This is a genomic window from Alteromonas sp. MTD1, assembly GCF_042848195.1.
GTDB lineage: Bacteria > Pseudomonadota > Gammaproteobacteria > Enterobacterales > Alteromonadaceae > Alteromonas.
In genome coordinates this window covers 161,850-182,802 of sequence record NZ_BTGG01000005.1, presented here as the reverse complement: position 1 = coordinate 182,802, position 20,953 = coordinate 161,850, and the positions used below count along the sequence as shown (strand labels likewise).

The 20,953-nt window shown below is 45.6% G+C and carries 6 protein-coding genes and 1 tRNA gene; 6 read left to right on the top strand and 1 reads right to left on the bottom strand.

Translation table 11 applies throughout. From position 1 onward, the window contains the following. Positions 1-198: 198 nt before the first annotated feature. The 5 genes from ACGHAV_RS08405 (at position 199) to ACGHAV_RS08385 (ending at position 19,660) form a co-directional block, all read left to right on the top strand. Positions 199-14,397, top strand: coding sequence for an Ig-like domain-containing protein (locus tag ACGHAV_RS08405; protein ID WP_390379032.1), 14,199 nt, complete (start codon positions 199-201; stop codon positions 14,395-14,397). 191 nt (positions 14,398-14,588) lie between these two features. After that, a tRNA-Arg gene (locus ACGHAV_RS08400) sits at positions 14,589-14,664 on the top strand. A gap of 442 nt (positions 14,665-15,106) precedes the next feature. After that, complete coding sequence (locus tag ACGHAV_RS08395) at positions 15,107-15,616, top strand: hypothetical protein (protein WP_390379030.1); 510 nt, start codon at positions 15,107-15,109, stop codon at positions 15,614-15,616. Between the two features lie 218 nt (positions 15,617-15,834). Further along, complete coding sequence (locus ACGHAV_RS08390; protein WP_390379027.1) at positions 15,835-16,434, top strand: hypothetical protein; 600 nt, start codon at positions 15,835-15,837, stop codon at positions 16,432-16,434. 25 nt (positions 16,435-16,459) lie between these two features. Beyond that, positions 16,460-19,660 carry a hypothetical protein gene (locus ACGHAV_RS08385; RefSeq protein ID WP_390379024.1) on the top strand — a complete coding sequence of 1,067 codons (3,201 nt, stop codon included), beginning with the start codon at positions 16,460-16,462 and terminating at the stop codon, positions 19,658-19,660. A 54-nt stretch (positions 19,661-19,714) separates the two neighbouring features. Here ACGHAV_RS08385 and ACGHAV_RS08380 read toward each other — a convergent pair whose 3' ends face one another. Beyond that, positions 19,715-20,209: a hypothetical protein gene (locus tag ACGHAV_RS08380; RefSeq protein ID WP_390379021.1), complete on the bottom strand. Its 495-nt coding sequence runs from the start codon at positions 20,207-20,209 to the stop codon at positions 19,715-19,717. 152 nt (positions 20,210-20,361) lie between these two features. Here ACGHAV_RS08380 and smrA point away from each other — a divergent pair, with 152 nt between their 5' ends. Then, a complete protein-coding gene (gene smrA / locus ACGHAV_RS08375; RefSeq protein ID WP_390379018.1) occupies positions 20,362-20,949 on the top strand; it encodes a DNA endonuclease SmrA in 588 nt (195 codons plus the stop codon). The last annotated feature ends 4 nt before the right edge of the window (positions 20,950-20,953 follow it).

Genomic DNA, 20,953 nt, shown 5'->3' with positions numbered 1-20,953 from the left:
CAGTAGTCGGTAAAAAAAAAACCGCAAACGAACTCAGTACTTAACGACTAAAGTTTAAGTGAAATTAGGGGTAACTCCTTAGGTGACTAACGATGTAAGCACTAGACTTTCGGCTACCCGTACTACGGTCCGGTAACGAATAAAAAAAATCTCTTCTACTTTTATAAGAGATTGGCAAAAAAAGTACGAGAGACACACATGGCCTCAGTAATTGTTAATGAAATAAACGGTACAGCGACGTTAATAAGAAACGAAACCGGTGAAACTGTCTCGCTTCAACAAGGTGACATTATTTTAGAAGGCGACAGACTTGAAATTCTTTCATCATCAACCGTTGTTGTATCGATAGACGGCGAACTTCGCGTTTTACCTGCAGGGCAAAATGTTGTTTTTCCACTTCAAGCTGATTTTACTGAAGACAATTCAGACGATGAGTTCAGTGTATTCGATCAAAGTTTAGATGACGTTGCTGCACTGCTTGGTGTTGATAATAATGATGGTAATCAGCAGGCGACCAGTGATGGCGATGATATTTTAGATTTATTGTCAGGCGACGGTGACATTCTTGAGTCGTTAGAAGCAACCGCTGCAGGTCTTAATGGTGGTGGCGGTGCCGATGGCGGTATTACGTTTGTGCGTGTCGATAGAATTAATGAACAAACCACACCATCCTCTTTTGGAGAGGAAGGCAATGCGAGTAACACTAACGACACGTCAAACTACGGCCTATCAGGCGATGGCGACCAGTCGGCTGATATACTGTTAACGCTTGATGATATTCCAGCGTCTAACGATACAACCCCTCTACTTACTGGTGAAACATCGGCAATTCCTGGCAGTACCGTTACGCTTACCATTACTGATGCAGAGGGTAATGTGCAAACCGTTACCGCTACAGTATTAGATGACGGTTCATTTAGTGCTGAAGTTACACAGCCACTTTCAGATGGGCCGTTTACCGTTGATGCCACTGTGGTTGGTCCATTTGGAAACACGGCGTCAGATAGCGGCGCAGGTGTTATTGATATTACACCGCCAGTGATAGACCTAGATGATATTGACGAAACAAACGACACTACTCCGCTATTGTCGGGTACCACAGACGCCACGCCAGGCAGTGTTGTAACACTCACTATTACTGATAGTGCTGGTAACGTACAAACGGTAACTGCTGTGGTACAAGCTGATGGTTCGTTTAGTGCAGAAGTTCCCGCCGCGCTTGCTGAGGGATCATTTACCGTTGATGCAAGTGTTGTTGACGAGGTTGGTAACACAGGAACCGATTCAACAACAGGTCAGATTGATACAACAGCACCAACCATTGCATTAGACGCCATTGCGACGACCAACGACACAACGCCACTGCTTTCGGGTACTACAGATGCAGCTCCAGGCAGTGTTGTAACGCTAACGGTAACGGACAGCGCAGGAAACACGCAAACTATTACTGCCGTTGTTCAGGCAGACGGTACGTTTAGTGCTGAAGTGCTAGCAGACTTAGCTGAAGGCGAATTCACTGTTGATGCAAACGTGACTGACACCGTCGGCAACACGGCTACCGATACGACAACGGGTGAGATAGACCTTACTGCCCCCACTATTTCACTTGATACCGTTGCTACAACTAACGACAACACGCCGATTCTTTCTGGTACAACCGATGCCACACCAGGCAGCGTGGTGACACTTACTATCACTGACAGTGACGGCAACACGCAAACTATTACTGCCGTTGTTCAAGCTGACGGCACGTTTAGCGCTGAAGTACCAACAGAATTAGCAAAAGGCGAATTTACTGTAGACGCCAGCGTTACCGATGAAGCGGGCAACACGGCAATAGATAGCACAACAGGTGAAATAGACCTAACTGCACCTTCAATTGCGCTAGATGCCGTTGCTACAACTAACGACACCACGCCGCTTCTCTCGGGTACAACCGATGCCACGCCCGGTAGCGTGGTAACGCTAACTATTACTGACAGTGCCGGCAACACGCAAACTATTACTGCCGTTGTTCAAGCTGACGGTACGTTCAGTGCTGAAGTACCAACAGAATTAGCAGAAGGCGAATTTACTGTAGACGCTAGCGTTACCGATGAAGCGGGCAACACGGCGATAGATAGCACAACAGGTGATATAGACCTAACTGCACCTTCAATTGCGCTAGATGCCGTTGCTACAACTAACGACACCACGCCGCTTCTCTCGGGTACAACCAATGCCACGCCCGGTAGCGTGGTAACGCTAACTATTACTGACAGTGCCGGCAACACGCAAGCTATTACTGCCGTTGTTCAAGCTGACGGCACGTTTAGCGCTGAAGTACCAACAGAATTAGCAGAAGGCGAATTTACTGTAGACGCCAGCGTTACCGATGAAGCGGGCAACACGGCAATAGATAGCACAACAGGTGAAATAGACCTAACTGCACCTTCAATTGCGCTAGATGCCATTGCTACAACTAACGACACAACCCCACTTCTTTCCGGTACAACCGATGCCACACCAGGCAGCGTGGTAACGCTGACTATCACTGACAGTGCCGGCAACACGCAAACTATTACTGCCGTTGTTCAAGCTGACGGCACGTTTAGCGCAGAGGTGCCCGCAGACCTAGCTGAAGGAGAATTTACGGTAGATGCTAGCGTTACCGATGAAGCAGGTAATACTGCTACAGATAGTATAGCGTCTGTCGTTGATACCACGGCACCAACCATTACGCTGAGCGACCCAGGCTCAAACGGCGACGCAACACCTACAATTTCGGGCTTCACCGATGTAGCACCTGGAAGTGTGGTTAGTTTTACGGTTACCGACAGTGCAGGAAACACACAAACATTTACGGCACTGGTCAATGATGACGGAACGTTTAGCGTTGAAGTACCTGCGGACGTAGCGCCAGGTGCATACGATGTAACAGCTACTGTGTCAGACGCCGCAGGTAATACAGTAACAGCTACGGCGAACGGTAATTATGATACGACGGCACCTTCTACCACAGTAAATCAGCCTGCTCCTACCAACGACACTACGCCAAATATTTCTGGTGAAACAACCGCGCCTGCTGGAAGTACCGTTGTGATTGTAGTAACTGATAGTGAAGGGAACGAACAAACGTTTACTACGACGGTGAACGCCGATGGTTCCTTTGATGCTGATATACCAGCAGAGCTTGCTGAGGGCGAATATACCGTAAACGTAACGGTCACTGACCCAAGCGGTAATTCATCGTCAAACACGGTTACAGGCATTGTTGATACAACGCCTCCTACCTTATCACTTGACGCCATAGGCACTACCAACGACAACACACCGCTAATTCAAGGTGAGACCGATGCTGGCGCGGGTGCCACAGTTACCATTCAATTGGTCCACAGTGATGGAACAATAATTAATCTTACAGCCACTGTGCAAGAAGACGGAAGCTTCAGCGTTGAAGTACCGCAGGAGCTTGCAGATGGTGACTTCAGTGTCACTGCAACGGTTTCTGATCAAGCAGGCAATACAACGTCAACGTCGATTAATGCCGCAATAAATGTTGATGGCCCAAGTGTTGTTGTGCAGCCACAGCCTGTTACCGATGGCGGTGATGTGTTTAACGGTTCGTCAGATACGCCTAATTCAGAGGTTGTCGTTACCATAACTGATAGCGAAGGTAATAGCCAAACGATAACAGTGCCTACTGACGAAAATGGTGATTTTAGTTTTGAAATACCAGATGGTCTTGTGGACGGTGAAATTACGGTTGAAGTTACAGCAACAGATGACGATGGCGATACATCCACGACTACTACCACCACAACCTTGGATACGACACCTCCGGTTGTAGAGTTGGACCCTTTAACAAGCGGGAATGACACAACGCCAACCATTAGCGGTAGTACCGACCTAGAAGAAGGCAGTACTGTAACATTAGTGGTAACCGACAATGACGGTGTTACACAAACGCTTACCGCTACCGTAGATGCTGATGGCAACTTTAGTGTAGAAGTACCCAATGCACTTGCAGATGGTGACTATACCGTTGAAGCAACTGCAACTGACGACGCTGGAAACACAGCGACCGACAGCGCAACAGGTAATATTAATAGCGCAGCGCCAACAATTACGCTTGATGCGCAAGGACTCGATAACGATGCTACACCGCTTATTTCTGGCACTTCTGATGTTACACCAGGTACGACAGTAACCCTTACCGTTGTTGATGCTGACGGTAACACCCAAATTTTCCAAGCCATTGTTCAAGGCGATGGAACGTTTAGCGCAGAGGTGCCAAATGCGCTGGCTGAAGGCGACTACACCGTAACAGCAACGGTAACCGATGGAAGCGGTAATTCTGCGACAGCAGTTGATAATGGTGGCTCTGTTGATACTCAGCCACCTTCAATATCGCTTAATTCGTTAGGCGATAGCAACGATGCCACACCACTGATCTCGGGAACCACTGACCTATCCGCAGGGGCAACGGTAACCATTGTTGTTACCGATAGTGCTGGCAATGTGCAAACCTTAACCGCTATTGTTGATGACAATGGAAACTTCAGCGTAGAGGCTACAACGCCGCTAGCGGAAGGCGCCTTTGCAGTAGAAGCAACCGCTACCGATGCCGCGGGTAATAGCACTACAGCGAATGAAAATGGCGGCAACATAGATACAACATCGCCTACTATCTCGCTAACGCCTTTAGGTACTAGTAATGACGCTACACCGACCATTTCTGGTACTACCGATATGCCAGAAGGTAGTGTCGTTACTTTGTCGGTAACTGACAGTGACGGCAATACACAAACATTTACCGCAACCGTGGATGCTAGCGGGAACTTTAGTGCAGACGTGCCAAACGACCTATCAGAGGGCGATTATACAGTTAGCGCGAGCGTTACAGACAACGCAGGTAATACCGCCACCGATTCAGAGACTGGCTCGTTTGATGCCAACGCTCCTACACTCACGCTTGATGCGCAAGAGGTGGGTAATGACGATACGCCAACCATCTCAGGCAACACTGATTTACCGGTTGGCACCGACATAACAATAACCATTACCGATAGCGCTGGTAACACGCAAACGATTATTACTACAGTGAATGCTGATGGCTCATTTAGTGTGGATGCACTAACACCATTAAGTGAAGGCGCTTACTCGGTTACGGCTACAGGTACTGATGCCAGCGGAAACACAGCATCGGCGTCATCAAACAGTGGTGTTATCGATACCATCCCACCCTCTATTAATCTTGATGCACTTGGTGCTAGCAACGACAATACGCCTACAATATCAGGTAGCACCGACCTTGCAGCGGGTAACGAAGTAACGTTAACCATTACTGATAGTGCGGGCAATATTCAGGTGATAACGGCAACCGTAGATGCGGATGGCAACTTTTCAGTTGACGTTCCAACCCCACTTGCCGACGGAAACTACACGGTTTCTGCAGAAGCTACCGATGCCGCGGGTAACACCGCATCTGCAACACAAAGCGGCAGTATAGATACCACTGCGCCATCGTTAACACTCGCGCCACAAGGTGAAGGAAACGATTCAACACCGACGATTTCAGGCACCACCGATTTACCTGCGGGTAGCACCATATCTATTACCGTAACAGACGATGCGGGTAACGTTCAGGTATTTAACGCAACCGTAGATGCAAGCGGAAACTTCTCTGCAGACGTACCGACAGCGCTGGTTGATGGCCCGTATACAGTTGAAGTGGTTGCTACAGATAGCGATGGCAACACCACAACCGTAGCTGATGGAAACGGCGTCATTGATACTACGCCGCCAATATTAACGCTTACGCCGCTTAACACCGACAACGATCCAACGCCTACAATTTCGGGCACCACCGATCTGCCAAAAGGTGCTACCGTAACGTTAACCGTGACGGACAGCGCGGGTAATGTTCAAACCTTAACAGCAACGGTTGATGCAGCTGGTAATTTCAGTGTTGAAGTACCTACTGCACTTGCTGAAGGTGATTTTGATGTTGTTGCCACGGCCACTGATTCGGTGGGCAATTCAACCACGGTAACAGAAACTGGCGGTAGCGTAGATACAACATCACCCGTGATTACTTTGGATCCTCAAGGCACTGGAAATGACAGTACACCTGTTATAAGTGGAAACACTGATTTAGCTCCAGGAAGCACAGTATCAATAACGGTTACCGACAGTGCCGGTGCAACACAAACTTTCAGTGCTACTGTTGCCAGCGATGGAAGTTTCTCTGTGGAAGTACCGGCATCATTGGCTGACGGAAACTACACCGTAACTGCAAATGCAACTGATGAAGCTGGCAACACTGCAAGTGATAGCGTAAGCGGTACCGTCAATTCGGCCGCCCCATCACTTACCATAGATGCATTAGGTGCAGACAACGACACCACACCAACTATATCGGGTACTACCGATTTACCTGCGGGTAGCACTGTGTCTATCGCCGTAACTGATAGTGCAGGCAATACCCAAAACCTGACTGCCACAGTGCAAGCAGATGGTTCGTACAGTGTTGAGGTTGGCACGCCGCTAGCCGAGGGGGCTTACACCGTTACGGCAACTGCAACCGACGGTGCAGGTAATACGGCAACTGCAACAGAAAATGGCGGTATTGTAGATACCATGCCACCTGCAATTACTACTGATGCGCAAGCGCTTACTAACGACGCAACCCCAACGATTTCTGGCACTACTGACCTACCTCAAGGAAGTACCGTGTCGATTACAGTCGTAGACAGTGAGGGCAACGCTCAAACCTTTACTGCAGTAGTGGGTGCCGATGGTTCTTACAGTGCTGACGTACCTGCTGACCTAGCTGAGGGCGCCTACACGGTTACCGTAACTGCTACAGACGAAGCTGGAAACACTGCTACTGCTAATGACAACGACGGCGTAGTAGACACGCTAGCTCCTGCAATTACGGTTGATGCACAAGGGCTAACCAACGACGATACACCACTTATCTCAGGTACTACTGATTTACCACAAGGCAGCACTGTTACCATAGTGGTAACTGACAGTAACAACATTAGCCATACGTTTACAGCAACGGTTGCCAATGATGGCAGCTATCAAGCTGAAGTACCGACTGCACTTGCTGAAGGTAGTTACACCGTAACAGTAACTGCCACAGACGATGCTGGTAACACGGTTCAGGTATCGAACAATGATGGCGTAGTAGATACTATCGCGCCTGTTATATCGCTAACTCCTGTAAGTAGCGGCAACGATGATACGCCTACATTAAGCGGTACTACCGATTTACCACAAGGCAGCATTGTTACGCTGGTAGTCACCGATGCAAACGGCAATACTCAAACACTTAATGCTACGGTAAATAATGATGGCACCTTCTCTGTAGAGGTACCCACTGCACTAGCAGACGGCAACTACACCGTAACGGCAAGCGCAACTGATGCTGCAGGCAATAGCGCAACGGTGAGTGACAGTGGCACCATTAACACAAGTGCACCAAACATCGATATCGACCCGTTAGGTCAAACCAACGACCCTACGCCGCTAATCAGCGGTACTACTAATGCGCCAGTGGGCAGTACGGTAACGCTTACGGTGACTGACAGCGCGGGCAACGCACAAACATTTACTGCCACTGTGCAGGCAAATGGCACGTTCAGCGCAAGCGTACCTGCCGATTTAGCTGAGGGTGCTTACACTGTAGAAGCTGAAGTTGCTGATGGTAGTGGCAATGTTGGAACAGATACGGAAACAGGTGGTGTAGTTGATACTACCTCACCCGCAGTTGACGTTGCAGATCCTGGTTTAGGAAACGATGCTACGCCATTAATTACCGGCACCACTGACCAACCAGCGGGAAGCACGGTATCTATCACCGTCACGGACAGTGCAGGTAACGTGCAGAACCTAACGGCAACGGTGCAGTTAGACGGTAGCTTCAGCGTTGAAGTACCTGTCGATTTGGCTGAGGGAAGCTATACAGTAGAAGCTCAAGTTACCGACCTTGCCGGTAATACTGCGTCAGATACGGAAAACGGCACTATTGACGTTACGGCTCCTGTGATAAGTGTGAACGATCCTGGTACAGGTAACGATACAACGCCTACCATCACTGGCTCTACAGACCTGCCAGCTGGAAGCAGTGTTCAAATTACTGTGGTAGATAATGCTGGCGTTACGCAAGTATTCACGGCGATTGTGGCCGCTAATGGCACCTTTAGCGCGGATGTGCCTGCTGCTATGGCTGAGGGAAGTTTTACTGTTTCAGTAAGCGCCACTGACGACGCAGGAAATACCGCAACCGACGCTGATACAGGTGTTATAGACGTCACGGCCCCATCCATTACCGTGGATGTTGATGATGTTACCAACGATACCACTCCGGTTATTAACGGCACCACCGATGCTGCAGCTGGAACCACGGTAACTATTACGGTTACAGACAGCAATGGAGCGGTTCAAACTTTATCAGCAATAGTACAAGCGAACGGTACTTATTCTGTGGAAGTGCCTACTGCGCTTGCTGAGGGCAATTTCACCGTAAGTGCAACAGTAAGCGATAGTGCCGGAAACAGTGCAACAGCCACTGATACAGGTGAAGTGGATACAACGCCTCCGGCCATTGTTATCGACCCTATTGACCTTACCAGCGATCCAACGCCAACTATCACCGGCTCTACGGATGTGAGCGTAGGTACTATTGTACTTGTAACAGTAACAAGCAGTACGGGCATTGAGCAAACCATTGCAGCCGTAGTCCAAGTTGATGGCAGCTGGAGTGTGGATGTGCCGCTACCTCTTGCAGATGGAAACTTTACCGTAAGTGCTCAGGTACTCGACGAGGCTGGTAATATTGTTAATGCGTCGATTAACGCTGAAGTAGACACGACAGCACCTATTATTAGCATTGACCAAAACGGCGTAATAAACGTTGCCACCCCAGAAATTTCAGGCTCTGTAGACCTTGAGGAAGGCACAGAGATTCTTGTTACCATTACAGATTCAAATGGTGATACGCAAATCTTAACCGCTATTGTTGATGAGTTCGGCGACTTCTCTGTTGTGATACCCGATGCACTTGCAGAAGGTCTGCTAACGATACAAGTCGATGCGACCGACCCTGCGGGTAATTCTTCAGTTGAAACCACAATCTTAGAATTAGATCTTACAGCATCAAGCATAACGCTAGATCTCACCGCTGATGTTGTAAGCGACTTGCCGGTAGTGTCAGGTGTCACCGATGCCATTGCTGGTACGCCAGTTACTATCGTTATCTCTCAAAATGGCAGTGAAGTGGTCACCATAAATACTGTGGTGCTACCTGATGGAACCTTCTCAGGCACGGTGCCTATTACCCTTAATGAAGGTACCGCTACCATTGAAGTTACTGTTGACGATGGCGTAGTCAGTACCGTTACCACAGACGTTGAAATTGATGTAACCGCGCCAATTCTTACCATAGACGCATTGGGCGCAGTAAACGATTTAACCCCGGTTATTAGTGGAACCAGTGACGAAATTGGCGCCACAGTAACCATCACGGTAGTGGGCAGCGATAGCAGCACGCAAACGCTAAGTGCAACCGTACAAAGCGACGGTACCTATTCAATAGCGGTTCCAAGTGATTTACCCGAAGGTGTAGTCACCATTACCGCTGAAATTTCTGATGAAGCAGGTAATACAACAAGTGTTAGTGTGCTGGGCGATATAGATATCACCCCACCATCGATTACTGTCGATATCACCGACCTAGATTCACTTCGTCCAACTATAAGCGGGCTAAGTGAGGCTGGAACCACTGTCACCATAGTACTTACCGATAGCGCAGGTAATGAAACCACGCTGACTACCACAGTGCAGGGCGATGGCACATACTCCATTACAGTACCAAGCGATTTACCACAAGGGCTGCTTTCTGTGGATGTATCGGTGCTTGACGATGCTGGCAACCTAGCAACAGTGACAACATCGGGTATTGTTGATGTGTCGCTGCCGGTCATCAACTTAGACGCGCTAGTTCTAGATACATTACGCCCTACTATAACTGGTATCAGCGAACGTGTAGGTAGTGAAGTTACCATTACGCTAACAGACGGTAATGGCGGCAATTACACACTTACAGCTATTGTTCAAAACGACGGTACGTTCTCGGTAGACGTACCTACCGATTTGGCGCAAGGTTTGCTGAACGTGCAAGCAGAAGTGCTTGATGCTGACGGCAACTTAGCAACCGTTAGCACCTCGGGTATTCTTGATTTAACTATTCCGGTGCTGAACATTAACAGCTTAACCCTAGATAGCTTAACCCCAACTATTACAGGTATGAGTGAACGTATAGGTGAAACTGTCACCATTATCGTTACCGATGGTAACGGCGTTGTTCAAAACCTTACGGCGGTTGTACAAAACAATGGGTTCTTTACCGTTACCGTGCCAAGCGATTTAAGTGAAGGCCTTATAGACGTTGATGTATCAGTTCTAGGTAGCGACGGCAATGTAGTCACTGTGTCCACATCGGGCGTACTTGACCTAACACTCCCTGTGCTGCAACTAGATACATTAACCTTAGATTCACTTACACCAACGATTACTGGCGTAAGTGAGCGAATCGGTGAAACCGTAACACTCGTGCTTACAGATAGCAGTGGCGCGGTACAAACCCTTACAGCGGTAGTGCAAAATAACGGTGTATTCTCAATTACTGTACCAAGCGATTTAGCCCAAGGCTTGCTTGATATAGATGCATCGGTATTAGACAGCGACGGTAATTTGGTGACACTTAACACTAGTGGAATTGTTGACTTCAATTTACCAGTGCTTCAATTAAACGCCATTGATGGGTCTACCCTAACACCGATAATCTCTGGTATAAGCGAACGCATTGGCAGCACCGTTGAACTCACGCTTACCGAGCCTGATGGCAGCACAACAACAGTATCGGTAACAGTGCAAGATGATGGTACGTTCAGCTATCAGGTCCCCGTTGACCTTCAACAAGGTTTGCTGTCTGTCCAAGCAAGCGTACTTGATGCAGACAACAATTTAGTAACCGCTGATGTAACAGGCATCATTAACGTAAGCCTTAGCGAACTAAGCATTGATGCGCTTAACTTCAACTCGGCAACGCCTACTATTACTGGTGTCAGCGAATACATAGGTGAAACCATTAGCTTACTTATCACCGATGGCACCGGCGCTACACAAACCGTAACGGGTATTGTGGCCAACGACGGTACCTTCTCGATTCCGGTAACAGCTAACCTAGCGGATGGCTTATTAACCGTAGATGCCACCATTCTGGATTCAGGGAACAATGCCCTTGCCAATATCACAACTACAGGGTTGATAGATGTCGATCTAGATGTGCTAAGTCTGAACTCTTTAGACTTTAATTCTGCTACACCAACTATCACCGGTGAAAGTGAATTTATTGGTGAAACTATTAGCTTATTGATTACCGATGGCACCGGCGCAACACAGACCGTAACAGGAATTGTGGCAAACGACGGCACCTTCTCTATTCCAGTGACGGCAAACTTAGCGGATGGCTTATTAACGGTAGATGCCACTATTTTGGACTCAGGGAATAATGCCCTTGCCAATATCACAACTACGGGGTTGATTGATGTAGATCTGGATGTGTTAAGTCTGAACTCTTTAGACTTTAATTCTGCTACACCAACTATCACCGGTGAAAGTGAGTTTATTGGTGAAACTATTAGCTTGTTGATTACCGATGGCACCGGCGCAACGCAAACCGTAACGGGTATTGTGGCAAACGACGGTACCTTCTCTATTCCGGTAACAGCTAACCTAGCGGATGGCTTATTAACGGTAGATGCCACCATTCTAGATTCAGGGAATAATGCCCTTGCCAATATCACAACTACGGGATTAATTGATGTAGATCTGGATGTACTTAGCATCGATTCACTGAGTTTCGAAAATGCTATACCAACGATCACTGGTGAAAGTGAGAACGTAGGCGATCTTATTCGCATTACGGTTACCGATAGGTTGGGCAATACAGAAACGATCACCTCTACAGTAGCTAACGACGGTACGTTCAGCATAGATTTTGCGCAGGCATTTGTAGACGGTCTGCTTACTGTCGATGCGGAAATTATCGATGTGAATGATGGAACAACGTCTATTGCTACATTAAACACAAATGGTGTGATGAGCGTTAATTTAACGACGCTAGAGCTAGATCCAATTGACGGCTCTTCGCTGACTCCAACGATTTCTGGCACTAGCGATCGTATTGGCGAAGTGATTTCTTTCACACTTACTGACCCATTAGGCAACGTATATAACGAAACGGCAACCGTTCAAAATGACGGTACTTTCAGCGTGGTACCTGCTGCTCCTGTAAAAGTAGGAGATTTGGTGGTTTCAGCCAGCGTGTCTGATGGCAGCGGTGGTACTGAAACTACATCATTAACACAGCTAATTAACGTAGCGCCTAACATTCAAATTACAGAGCTCGATACCAGTTTATTAGGTTCCGAAATATTGCGCGGTACCGTTGGGCCAGAGTTCGAAGGGTTTGAACTCACTATTACGTTAACCGTTAAAACGGCACTCGGCGCGCTAGAAGCACCGATAATTAAAACCGCTTTGGTGCAATCTGATGGTAGTTTTGAAATAGCATCCCTTGGATTGAACTTACTTGGTTTAGCTACCGTTAGTGTAGAGATTTCAATGACCGATGCTGCTGGAAACTTAGTTACATTAACTCAGGATTATAATTCCAGCGGTAATGAGATAAACGATACCGGCAGCAGTGGTTCAATCTCGCTATTTGAAGACTCGCTGTTTGGCGATTTTACCAATGACAACACTGGAATATCGGATGCACCAGTTCAGCCTGAAGACTCAATTACCATACCGAACGATGATTTTGCTTTCAGTATAGTAGGGACTTCTGGGCTTATTGGAGGTGGCAGTGCAGTTACTTCAAGCAGCCAAGTTGGCAATGAGGATATTGCTGGGCAATCTGGTTCATCTGCATTCACCGTTATGGCGTTAGGCGCGTCTTTAATTTCACCGTTACCGGTTGACGATACCATTACGCTTCCAGAAGATGACACTGTGCGTTCGAATGAGAATACAGTTTCATCGTCAACAAATAGTGGTGAAACGGCCGGTTTTGGTACAGAACGTACGAACATCGACGATACTGAAAGAGCAAACAATCTTACACCTATCGCGGTAGATGCAACGGTTACACTTCCACCTATGGACACCATTACTTTGCCTGCGAATGATGAAACAGTAGCCAGTGTTTCTCAAACGACATCAGTGGATGAAAGCATCGACAATGCGCTTATTGCAGAGTCTGGTAGAAGTTTTGAATTAACGCCTCTGAATGAAGGAACTGTTTCGCCTTCAATTCCAGAGTCTAGAATTACCTTACCTGGTGAGGATGCGATTGGCGGTGCTGTCGGCACAGGTGGTGTTGAAGAAAGTAATACTGCAGGCGACGAGCCAATTAGCGAGATCGCATTGCAGACAGGTAGCGATGAAATACCGCTGCCGCTATCTGACGGAGACGTTACACCGATTCTACCTGATGAAACTATTCCGGTTATTGGCATGCCTGACGATACCATTACTCTTCCAGAAGATGACACTTCACGTTCGAATGAGAATACAGTTTCATCGTCAACAAGTACTGGTGAAACAGCAGGTTTTGTTACAGAACGTACGAACATTGAGGATACTGGCAGAGCAAGCAACGTTGCACCTATCGCAGTAGATGCAACAGTTGCGCTTCCACCTATGGACACCATCACTTTACCGGAAAATGATGAAACGGTGGTCACTGTTTCCGAAACGGGATTAGTAGATGAAAGCAACGACAATGCGCTTATTACAGAGACTGGTAGAAGTGTTGAGATAACTCCTCTTAATGAAGGAACTGTTTCGCCTACAACTCCAGAGTCTAGAATTACCTTACCTGGTGAGGATGCGATTGGCGGTGCTGTCGGCACAGGTGGTGTTGAAGAAAGTAACACTGCAGGCGACGAGCCAATTAGCGAGATCGTTCTGCAACCAGGTAGTAAGGAAACACCGCAGCCGCAATCTGATGGAAAGGTTACACCGATTCTACCTGATGAAACTATTCCGGTTATTGGCATGCCTGACGATACCATCACGCTTCCAGGTTCTGATGATATCGCAACTGAAGACAGTTCAACGGTAGTCACCTTTGAGCAAGTTGATCTTGAGCTTCCACCGGAGGAATTGATAATTCCAGCGTTAGAAGACGACTTGGGATCGCAAGAAGAAATGACGGTAGACAACAATGGATCCGAAACGGGTGTAGACGAGAGCGGCGATAGTACAATATCAAACTCTCCGACTGACTCTGAGATCTTGCAAACCGTAATAGATAAGCTGCCACCTACGGATATTTAATGGTTAGCAGGTTAAATGAAAATACTAGGCCTCTTCACTCGAAGGGGCCTTTTTATATCACCTTGATCAACTAATTTGGGCTGCTAGCTACAGGAAGTCACACCAGCGTTGGCCACTGTAAATTAAGCGCCCATAAACTTAATAACATCAACACTTTAGAATTTTGAAGACTTAAGTATAATAAATGCCGTGTCCCCATAGTTTAACTGGATAAAACAAGAGCCTCCTAAGCTTTAGATCTGCGTTCGAGTCGCGGTGGGGACGCCAAAATACTTATATTTATACATACCTTTAGTATTTTTACTCTATCCGCTGATCGCAAATATTCCAGTATTCACAGAAAAAATCACCCTTTCTTCGATCGGTAAACCGCTTTTTGGCAAAAAAACCATGTAAATCAGTGTTTTTTGAAAAATTATACGAAAGTATGAAATTATTTCGGAAATCGTTTACACACATTGTTCACCATAAAAAAAACTTTTATATCAAACATTTAAATTTATTATCGCTTTTTAATATGCTGAAAAGTAAGAAAAGAATGCTTTAAGTATACGTTAACATACTTTTAAATTTGTCAAGTCAGTGGTTGAATAGATTCCGAAGTATGCTTGCAGTCTCCAAGGCGTACATTCATTAAAAATAAAAATTCATAAAATTAGTGAGCAGTTTGGTAACCAAACGCTCTTTTGGGATAATTTGGGATATAACAATGAAAAAACGTTTAATCGCGCTCGCGCTATTATCTGCAGCTTCTGGTTCATCAATTGCTGCTTCTGCTAACTATAACGCAACCGTTAATGCAATTTCTGATGCAAACATCGAAAATACCACACCTCTTCATTTTGGTGCTATGCAACCTCAAGTAGGCGCAGCGTGTGTTATGGCAACCGGCGGCGCAGTGACTGGTGATTGCGATGCTACTGACGCAAACATTTCTATCGGTCTAGTTACGGTTTCATCACTTTCTGCAAACACACCGATGAACATAACTGTAACAGGAACTGATGGTACGAACGTGGGTTTCGATGCCGATTACAACATCAATAACGCACAAGGTACACATACAGGTATTGCTGATGGAACACAGACAGCCATCATAACAAATGGTACTGCCGATGACATTACCATCGATGTATTCGGCACTATGACCGTTCTTCAAGCGCTTACGCCTGGTTCAACTTATGTTGCAGAATACACAGTAGATGTATCTTTCCAGTAATTCGATTACTATGGGCGCTTAATAAAGCGCCCTTTTTTGTTTTCGTAGTCGAGTAGTTTATGTTTCAACGCACACCTATCTATAACATCGTTTTCATTTTCGCTCTTTTATTTTCTGGCTTTGCCTCGGCAAACGTAGCAATGTCAAAATTCAGAATATTTTTTGATTCGAACTCTCGCTCAGAGTCTTTGCAATTACGAAATACAGGCGGAAGCCCAATGAAATACACGGCTGAGCTTGATATTAACGCGATGACCGAAGAAGGTTCTATTTACACTGTAAGTGAAGAGCCCTACTCCGCACTCGAATTCATCCGTTTCTCACCAAAACGCGGTGAAATTCAACCCGGTGAACGCCAGGCAATAAGATTTGCACTTCGAAAACCGTCAGGTTTAGAGCACGGAGAATATAGAGCAATAGTAAGAATTAGCTCTGAGCTGGCTCCAACTGAAGGTGGTAATGTTAATCTAGCGAGTAAACTTGCTTATAGCTTGCCGATTATTGTGCGCCACGGTGAGGTATTTGTTGAATCAGCGTTAGTAGAGCCATCGACAGTGATGCACAATGGCGCTTTGAATATTCAAGTATGGGTTACTAGAAAAGGAAACCGCTCTTTGTTCGGTAACTTTTCGGTTGAGACACCTGACGGGAAAGTCCTAGGTGTAATGAATAACGTCGCTGTTTATCGCCCTCTTGAACGTAGACGCGTGCTTATTCCTTTGCAAGAAATTGAAAAAGGCCCAGTCATTATAAAATACACCGAAAATAAGAAATTCGGTGGAGACCTTGTTCTCGCTGTAGAGCATACACTCGAATAGTTCATATTTGGGGACAAAATTCTCTATGAGGTTGTGGTGTGCTACATGCTGTATTCTTCTCTCTTTTTGTAGTTATGCGGAAGTTTGTAACACACCTTCATCGTTTAAAAAAGTAACGCTAAGCGACGATGACTTTCTTATAAGTGTGCTTCGTCTTAACGGTCAACCTATTTTAGATGGTTTTGACGTATATGCTGTTAACGACAGACTGTTAATCCCTGCATCACTTTTTATCGATGCTATGAGCTTGGACTGGGAACTAAATATTCAGTCTGGTTATCTTGCTTACAACGCAGAAGATGATGACGAGCTATGCAGTTTTGAATTGAGCTTCGACGATATGCAAGACCCGTCTGCGCTTGTTTATTGGGCAAAAGACGACTTTGATCTATACATAGATGTAGAACTAATCTCCAGCCTTCTTTCTGTAGAATACGAATACAACCTATCACTGCTCCACCTTAATTTATTTGGTAACTCACTGAAAGAAAATAAAAAAGGAGAAGCTATTCATATTCCCAGCTTTTTCAAGCCGGATAACGCTTTTGCTGATCGCACCATAGATGATGAATATCAATGGTATACATCGCCGCTTGTTAGCTATCGCATTACTGCGAGTAAAAGGCGCTCTGAATCAGAACGTACAAACATTAACCTTAACTCAGCGTTTGACCTTGCTCACCACGCTACAAACTTTAGAGTTAGCCTAGTCAACGATAAGAGTAATCATTTTTTACGTTTTTCACGTCATATCAGGGATAGGAGTTTCGGGAACCCCAACACGGGCCTCACTTATGAATTTGGTGATATTCAACTATTAGGTGATAACCTTGTTACCAACCCTTCACAATCGCTAGGTTTTATACTTCACAACGCTAATCAGCGCGGCCAGCGCAACTTTTCGAAAACAACAATAGAAGAATTCGTACTCCCCGGATGGCGCGTTCAGCTTTTTAGGAACAGTCAATTTATTGATGAAAAGTTCAGCGACGAACAGAACAGAGTGGTTTTCGAAGATGTGGATACCTTTTATGGAAATAACCTTTTTGAACTGAAACTCTACGGGCCTGAAGGACAACAAGAAACAAGAACACAAAACATAAGTGTAGGAGAGGACCAAACCCAACAAGGAAGCGTAAACTTCTTTTTAGGCGCGAGCGACAATCAATATCGATTAGTCGATGGGCAAATATCTGATGTGGGTTTAGGCAAGTCGACGATCGCTAAGCTAGGGTATGGTTTAACCGACTCAACCACTATTTCGGCTTCAACACAAAAAATTTGGATTAACAACGAACCGCTATCATATATTGCAGCCACCATTGATACTCAATTTATTGGCTCTGCCTTAAACGCATCAATAACCAAACAGAAAGACCGAGGAATCGGTGCATTTTTGGGTTGGAGTGGACGCATAGATAGCAACCTCGCATTTAACTTTACACACAGTCAGTTAAACGACTTCTCAAGTCAAAGGTTCGATGAGACTCGAGGCTTAGAAAGTGAGACTGCATTGCGCTTTAATGGCAGAACTACCTTGGGTAATCGACTAGGTTGGAATGCCAACTTATCAAGACGTACTTTCTCAAACCGTGATGACCAGAATATTATCTCGTTAGCCCTCAATGATACATTTTTAGGTGGTACTGCCTCAGGAGGATTAACCTACACCGATAATCAGCAATCATCCTTGTTGGGACGCCTTTATTATTCAAAGTCAATTGAAGGCTGGCAGGTAGCGAGCTCCTGGGATTTTAAACCTTCAGACCAGTTTGACACTGAATCTTTTTACGTAGCACTTCGATGGCCCTATTTATTAAAACAAAATAGAGAAACTCGACTTCAGTACAGAGCTAACGGGTCAAGTAAACTTGAGCTTCTCCACACGCATAACTGGAGCTTTGATTCATTTAACCTCGGTATGGGTGCTAGTGTTGCAGAAGGTGGAGACTGGTCTTTTAACCTAACTCTCACAGGCAATATAAATTACGACCCCTATGCGAGTTCATTTAGCTATGATCGTGCAGCAACAACCTCTGCAGGTCGTGTTGATGCATTTGCATTTTTTGATAAAAATAGAAATAACGCGTTTGATGGAGATGACTACGCTATTGAAGGCGTTCAATTTGATGGGCATGCACGCTGGAAAAATAACTACACTAACGAAAATGGCCAAGCTAGGCTGCTCACTGGGCATATGACGCAGTCCTTATCAATTAAGCCCTCATCACTTCCCGACCCCTTTATGGTACCGACAGATAACCTCGTTGACGTTCAAACGCACGGTGGTGGCATTAGTCAAGTTGAACTGGCAGTACAAGCTGTAAATGACGTTGAAGGTACAGTATATCTTGTTGGTTCAACAAGTAGCCGCGGTGCCCCTAACCTATTACTTAATGTTGTGGATGAAGATTATACCGTTGTTACTCAAACAAGAACTGAAAGTGATGGCTATTTCTATATGGATAGACTTCCACCAGGGAAATATAAACTATTGGTGGATGATAAATATTTAGAAAGGAATAACCTTGTTGTACAAAATGGTGAAATTGAATTTATTGCACCAGAAGAAGGTGATGTTATCTTTCTAGATGACATTCAAGTCATGGTGCCCACAGACGACGCCAATGATAACGCTGAAGTTGTTATGACTGAACCTAGTGTTCAAACCAATGTTTCATATGAAATCCAAGTAGGTATATTTAGACACGCCCGCTCTATTCACGAAGTGTTGAAACAGCTACCCGTGCCGACTAGTGCTATTCAGTATTACCGAAACCACGACGTTGCTATGACTTATGTCACAGTGGGACAGTTTGATTCCTTTAACGCAGCAAACGCGTTTTTAGATGCTATCAAAACACACCCCGCTTTCAGCAATGCATTTGTAAGCCCTGTATCTCGTTATGTTGGCAATGAATGGCGAAAAGAGGCTGTATACACATCGTTAGAAGAGCGAATAGAGCAGTCTTTAGCGGCCACAGAAAACACACCAAACACCGTGTTATGCCAGCTGTCAGCTTACTATTCGAAATCGTCTATTAACCCTGAAATACTTTTCAGACACCAAGCGCTGATGCTGCTACCAAATAAAAAGAATAATGCCGAATTTTATCGACTTATTGCACCGATGAATGCGGACAATGACTGTATAGATGATTACTTTGATAGTGAGTATCGAAAGCAGCCATTCAAAGTTAACAAAGAGGCTGTGTTACCCAGATAATATTGCTGTTTGTGATTCTGGTAACTATATAGCTGTGGAATGTATGACTAATAATTACTGGAAACTTACGTTAACTGTATAGTTAGCATTGTAAGTTGCCCCCGCCGTAAGCTGGCTTAAAACCTCAAGGCTTCCAAATACAACTATATCAGTATCGCTTGTTGAGGGCGTCGTTGTAGTGCTCACGACCTGATTGCTGTCATCGTCGAACGTTTCTATGCTATTTACAGAAATTGCCGGGCTAAAACGAATAACCCCATTGTCGCTGCCCACAACCTCTATCTGGTAGGATTGGTTTGCTACCAGTCCAGATAAATTTATTACGCCAACCGCAATATTTGCATCTACACTTGCGCAAGATCCAGAAGTACTACCTGAGCTATCTAGTGAGCACGATGCGCCTGCATTGGTTAGGATAGTGCCAAAATGAAGTGGATTTGATTCATTAATTATAGCCTCATCAAACGCGACTACTGATGCTTGAAATGGCTTCGAAGCAGCAAAAGTAACGCTAGAAAATGTAACCAGACTGATAATTAAAAAACGCAAGTATTAAGCACCAATATTCGTTCGCACTTTTTAAGTATAACGTAAAATTTATACTTTGCCGAAACGTAACTGTATCATTGTAAAATATAAATACGCCCCTACTTTAGAATAGTTTGCAGTCCCAAAGAACACGCCATGTAAGGAGAAGCAACATGACCTTCGATAATGACGACGATGTAGGTTCGTTCTTTGATGAAATGAAAGACGTAAGGCCCATAAAAAACGACGATGTAGCAAACTTGCACAACGCTGAAAGTGCGGTAGAAGAAAAGAAAAAGCGCGCGTCTGCAAAAGCAAGTACAAGAGATAAGCTGTTAAACCCATTAAGCATGGAAGGTGTAAAGCCGGTCCCTGCAGATGATTTTATTACCTTTCAACAGCCAGGGATCCAAGACGGTGTATTTAAGAAACTTAGGCTAGGGAAATATCCTCTTGAAGTGAAGGTCTCACTAAAAGGTCTAACGGTTAAAGAGAGTTGCGATCGCATATACCAAACCATAAAGCAAAGCCATGAGCGCGGCGTGCGAGCACTTCTCATTCAACACGGACAAGGGGTTAACAGCAAGCCATTTCCTGGGTTAAAAAAGAGCTACGTAAATCACTGGCTAAAAGAGCTTGAAGAAGTGATTGCTTTCCATACCGCTCAACCTATGCACGGTGGATTTGGTGCTACCTATGTATTGCTTAAGAAGCATCCTGATCAGAAGTTGATCAACAGAGAAAACAATAGAAAACGCTAAAAGT

Coding starts and splice junctions, on each gene's coding strand:
- ACGHAV_RS08405 (WP_390379032.1), top strand. CDS start 199: ATGGCCTCAGTAATTGTTAATGAAATAAACGGTACAGCGACGTTAATA.
- ACGHAV_RS08395 (WP_390379030.1), top strand. CDS start 15,107: ATGAAAAAACGTTTAATCGCGCTCGCGCTATTATCTGCAGCTTCTGGT.
- ACGHAV_RS08390 (WP_390379027.1), top strand. CDS start 15,835: ATGAAATACACGGCTGAGCTTGATATTAACGCGATGACCGAAGAAGGT.
- ACGHAV_RS08385 (WP_390379024.1), top strand. CDS start 16,460: ATGAGGTTGTGGTGTGCTACATGCTGTATTCTTCTCTCTTTTTGTAGT.
- smrA (WP_390379018.1), top strand. CDS start 20,362: ATGACCTTCGATAATGACGACGATGTAGGTTCGTTCTTTGATGAAATG.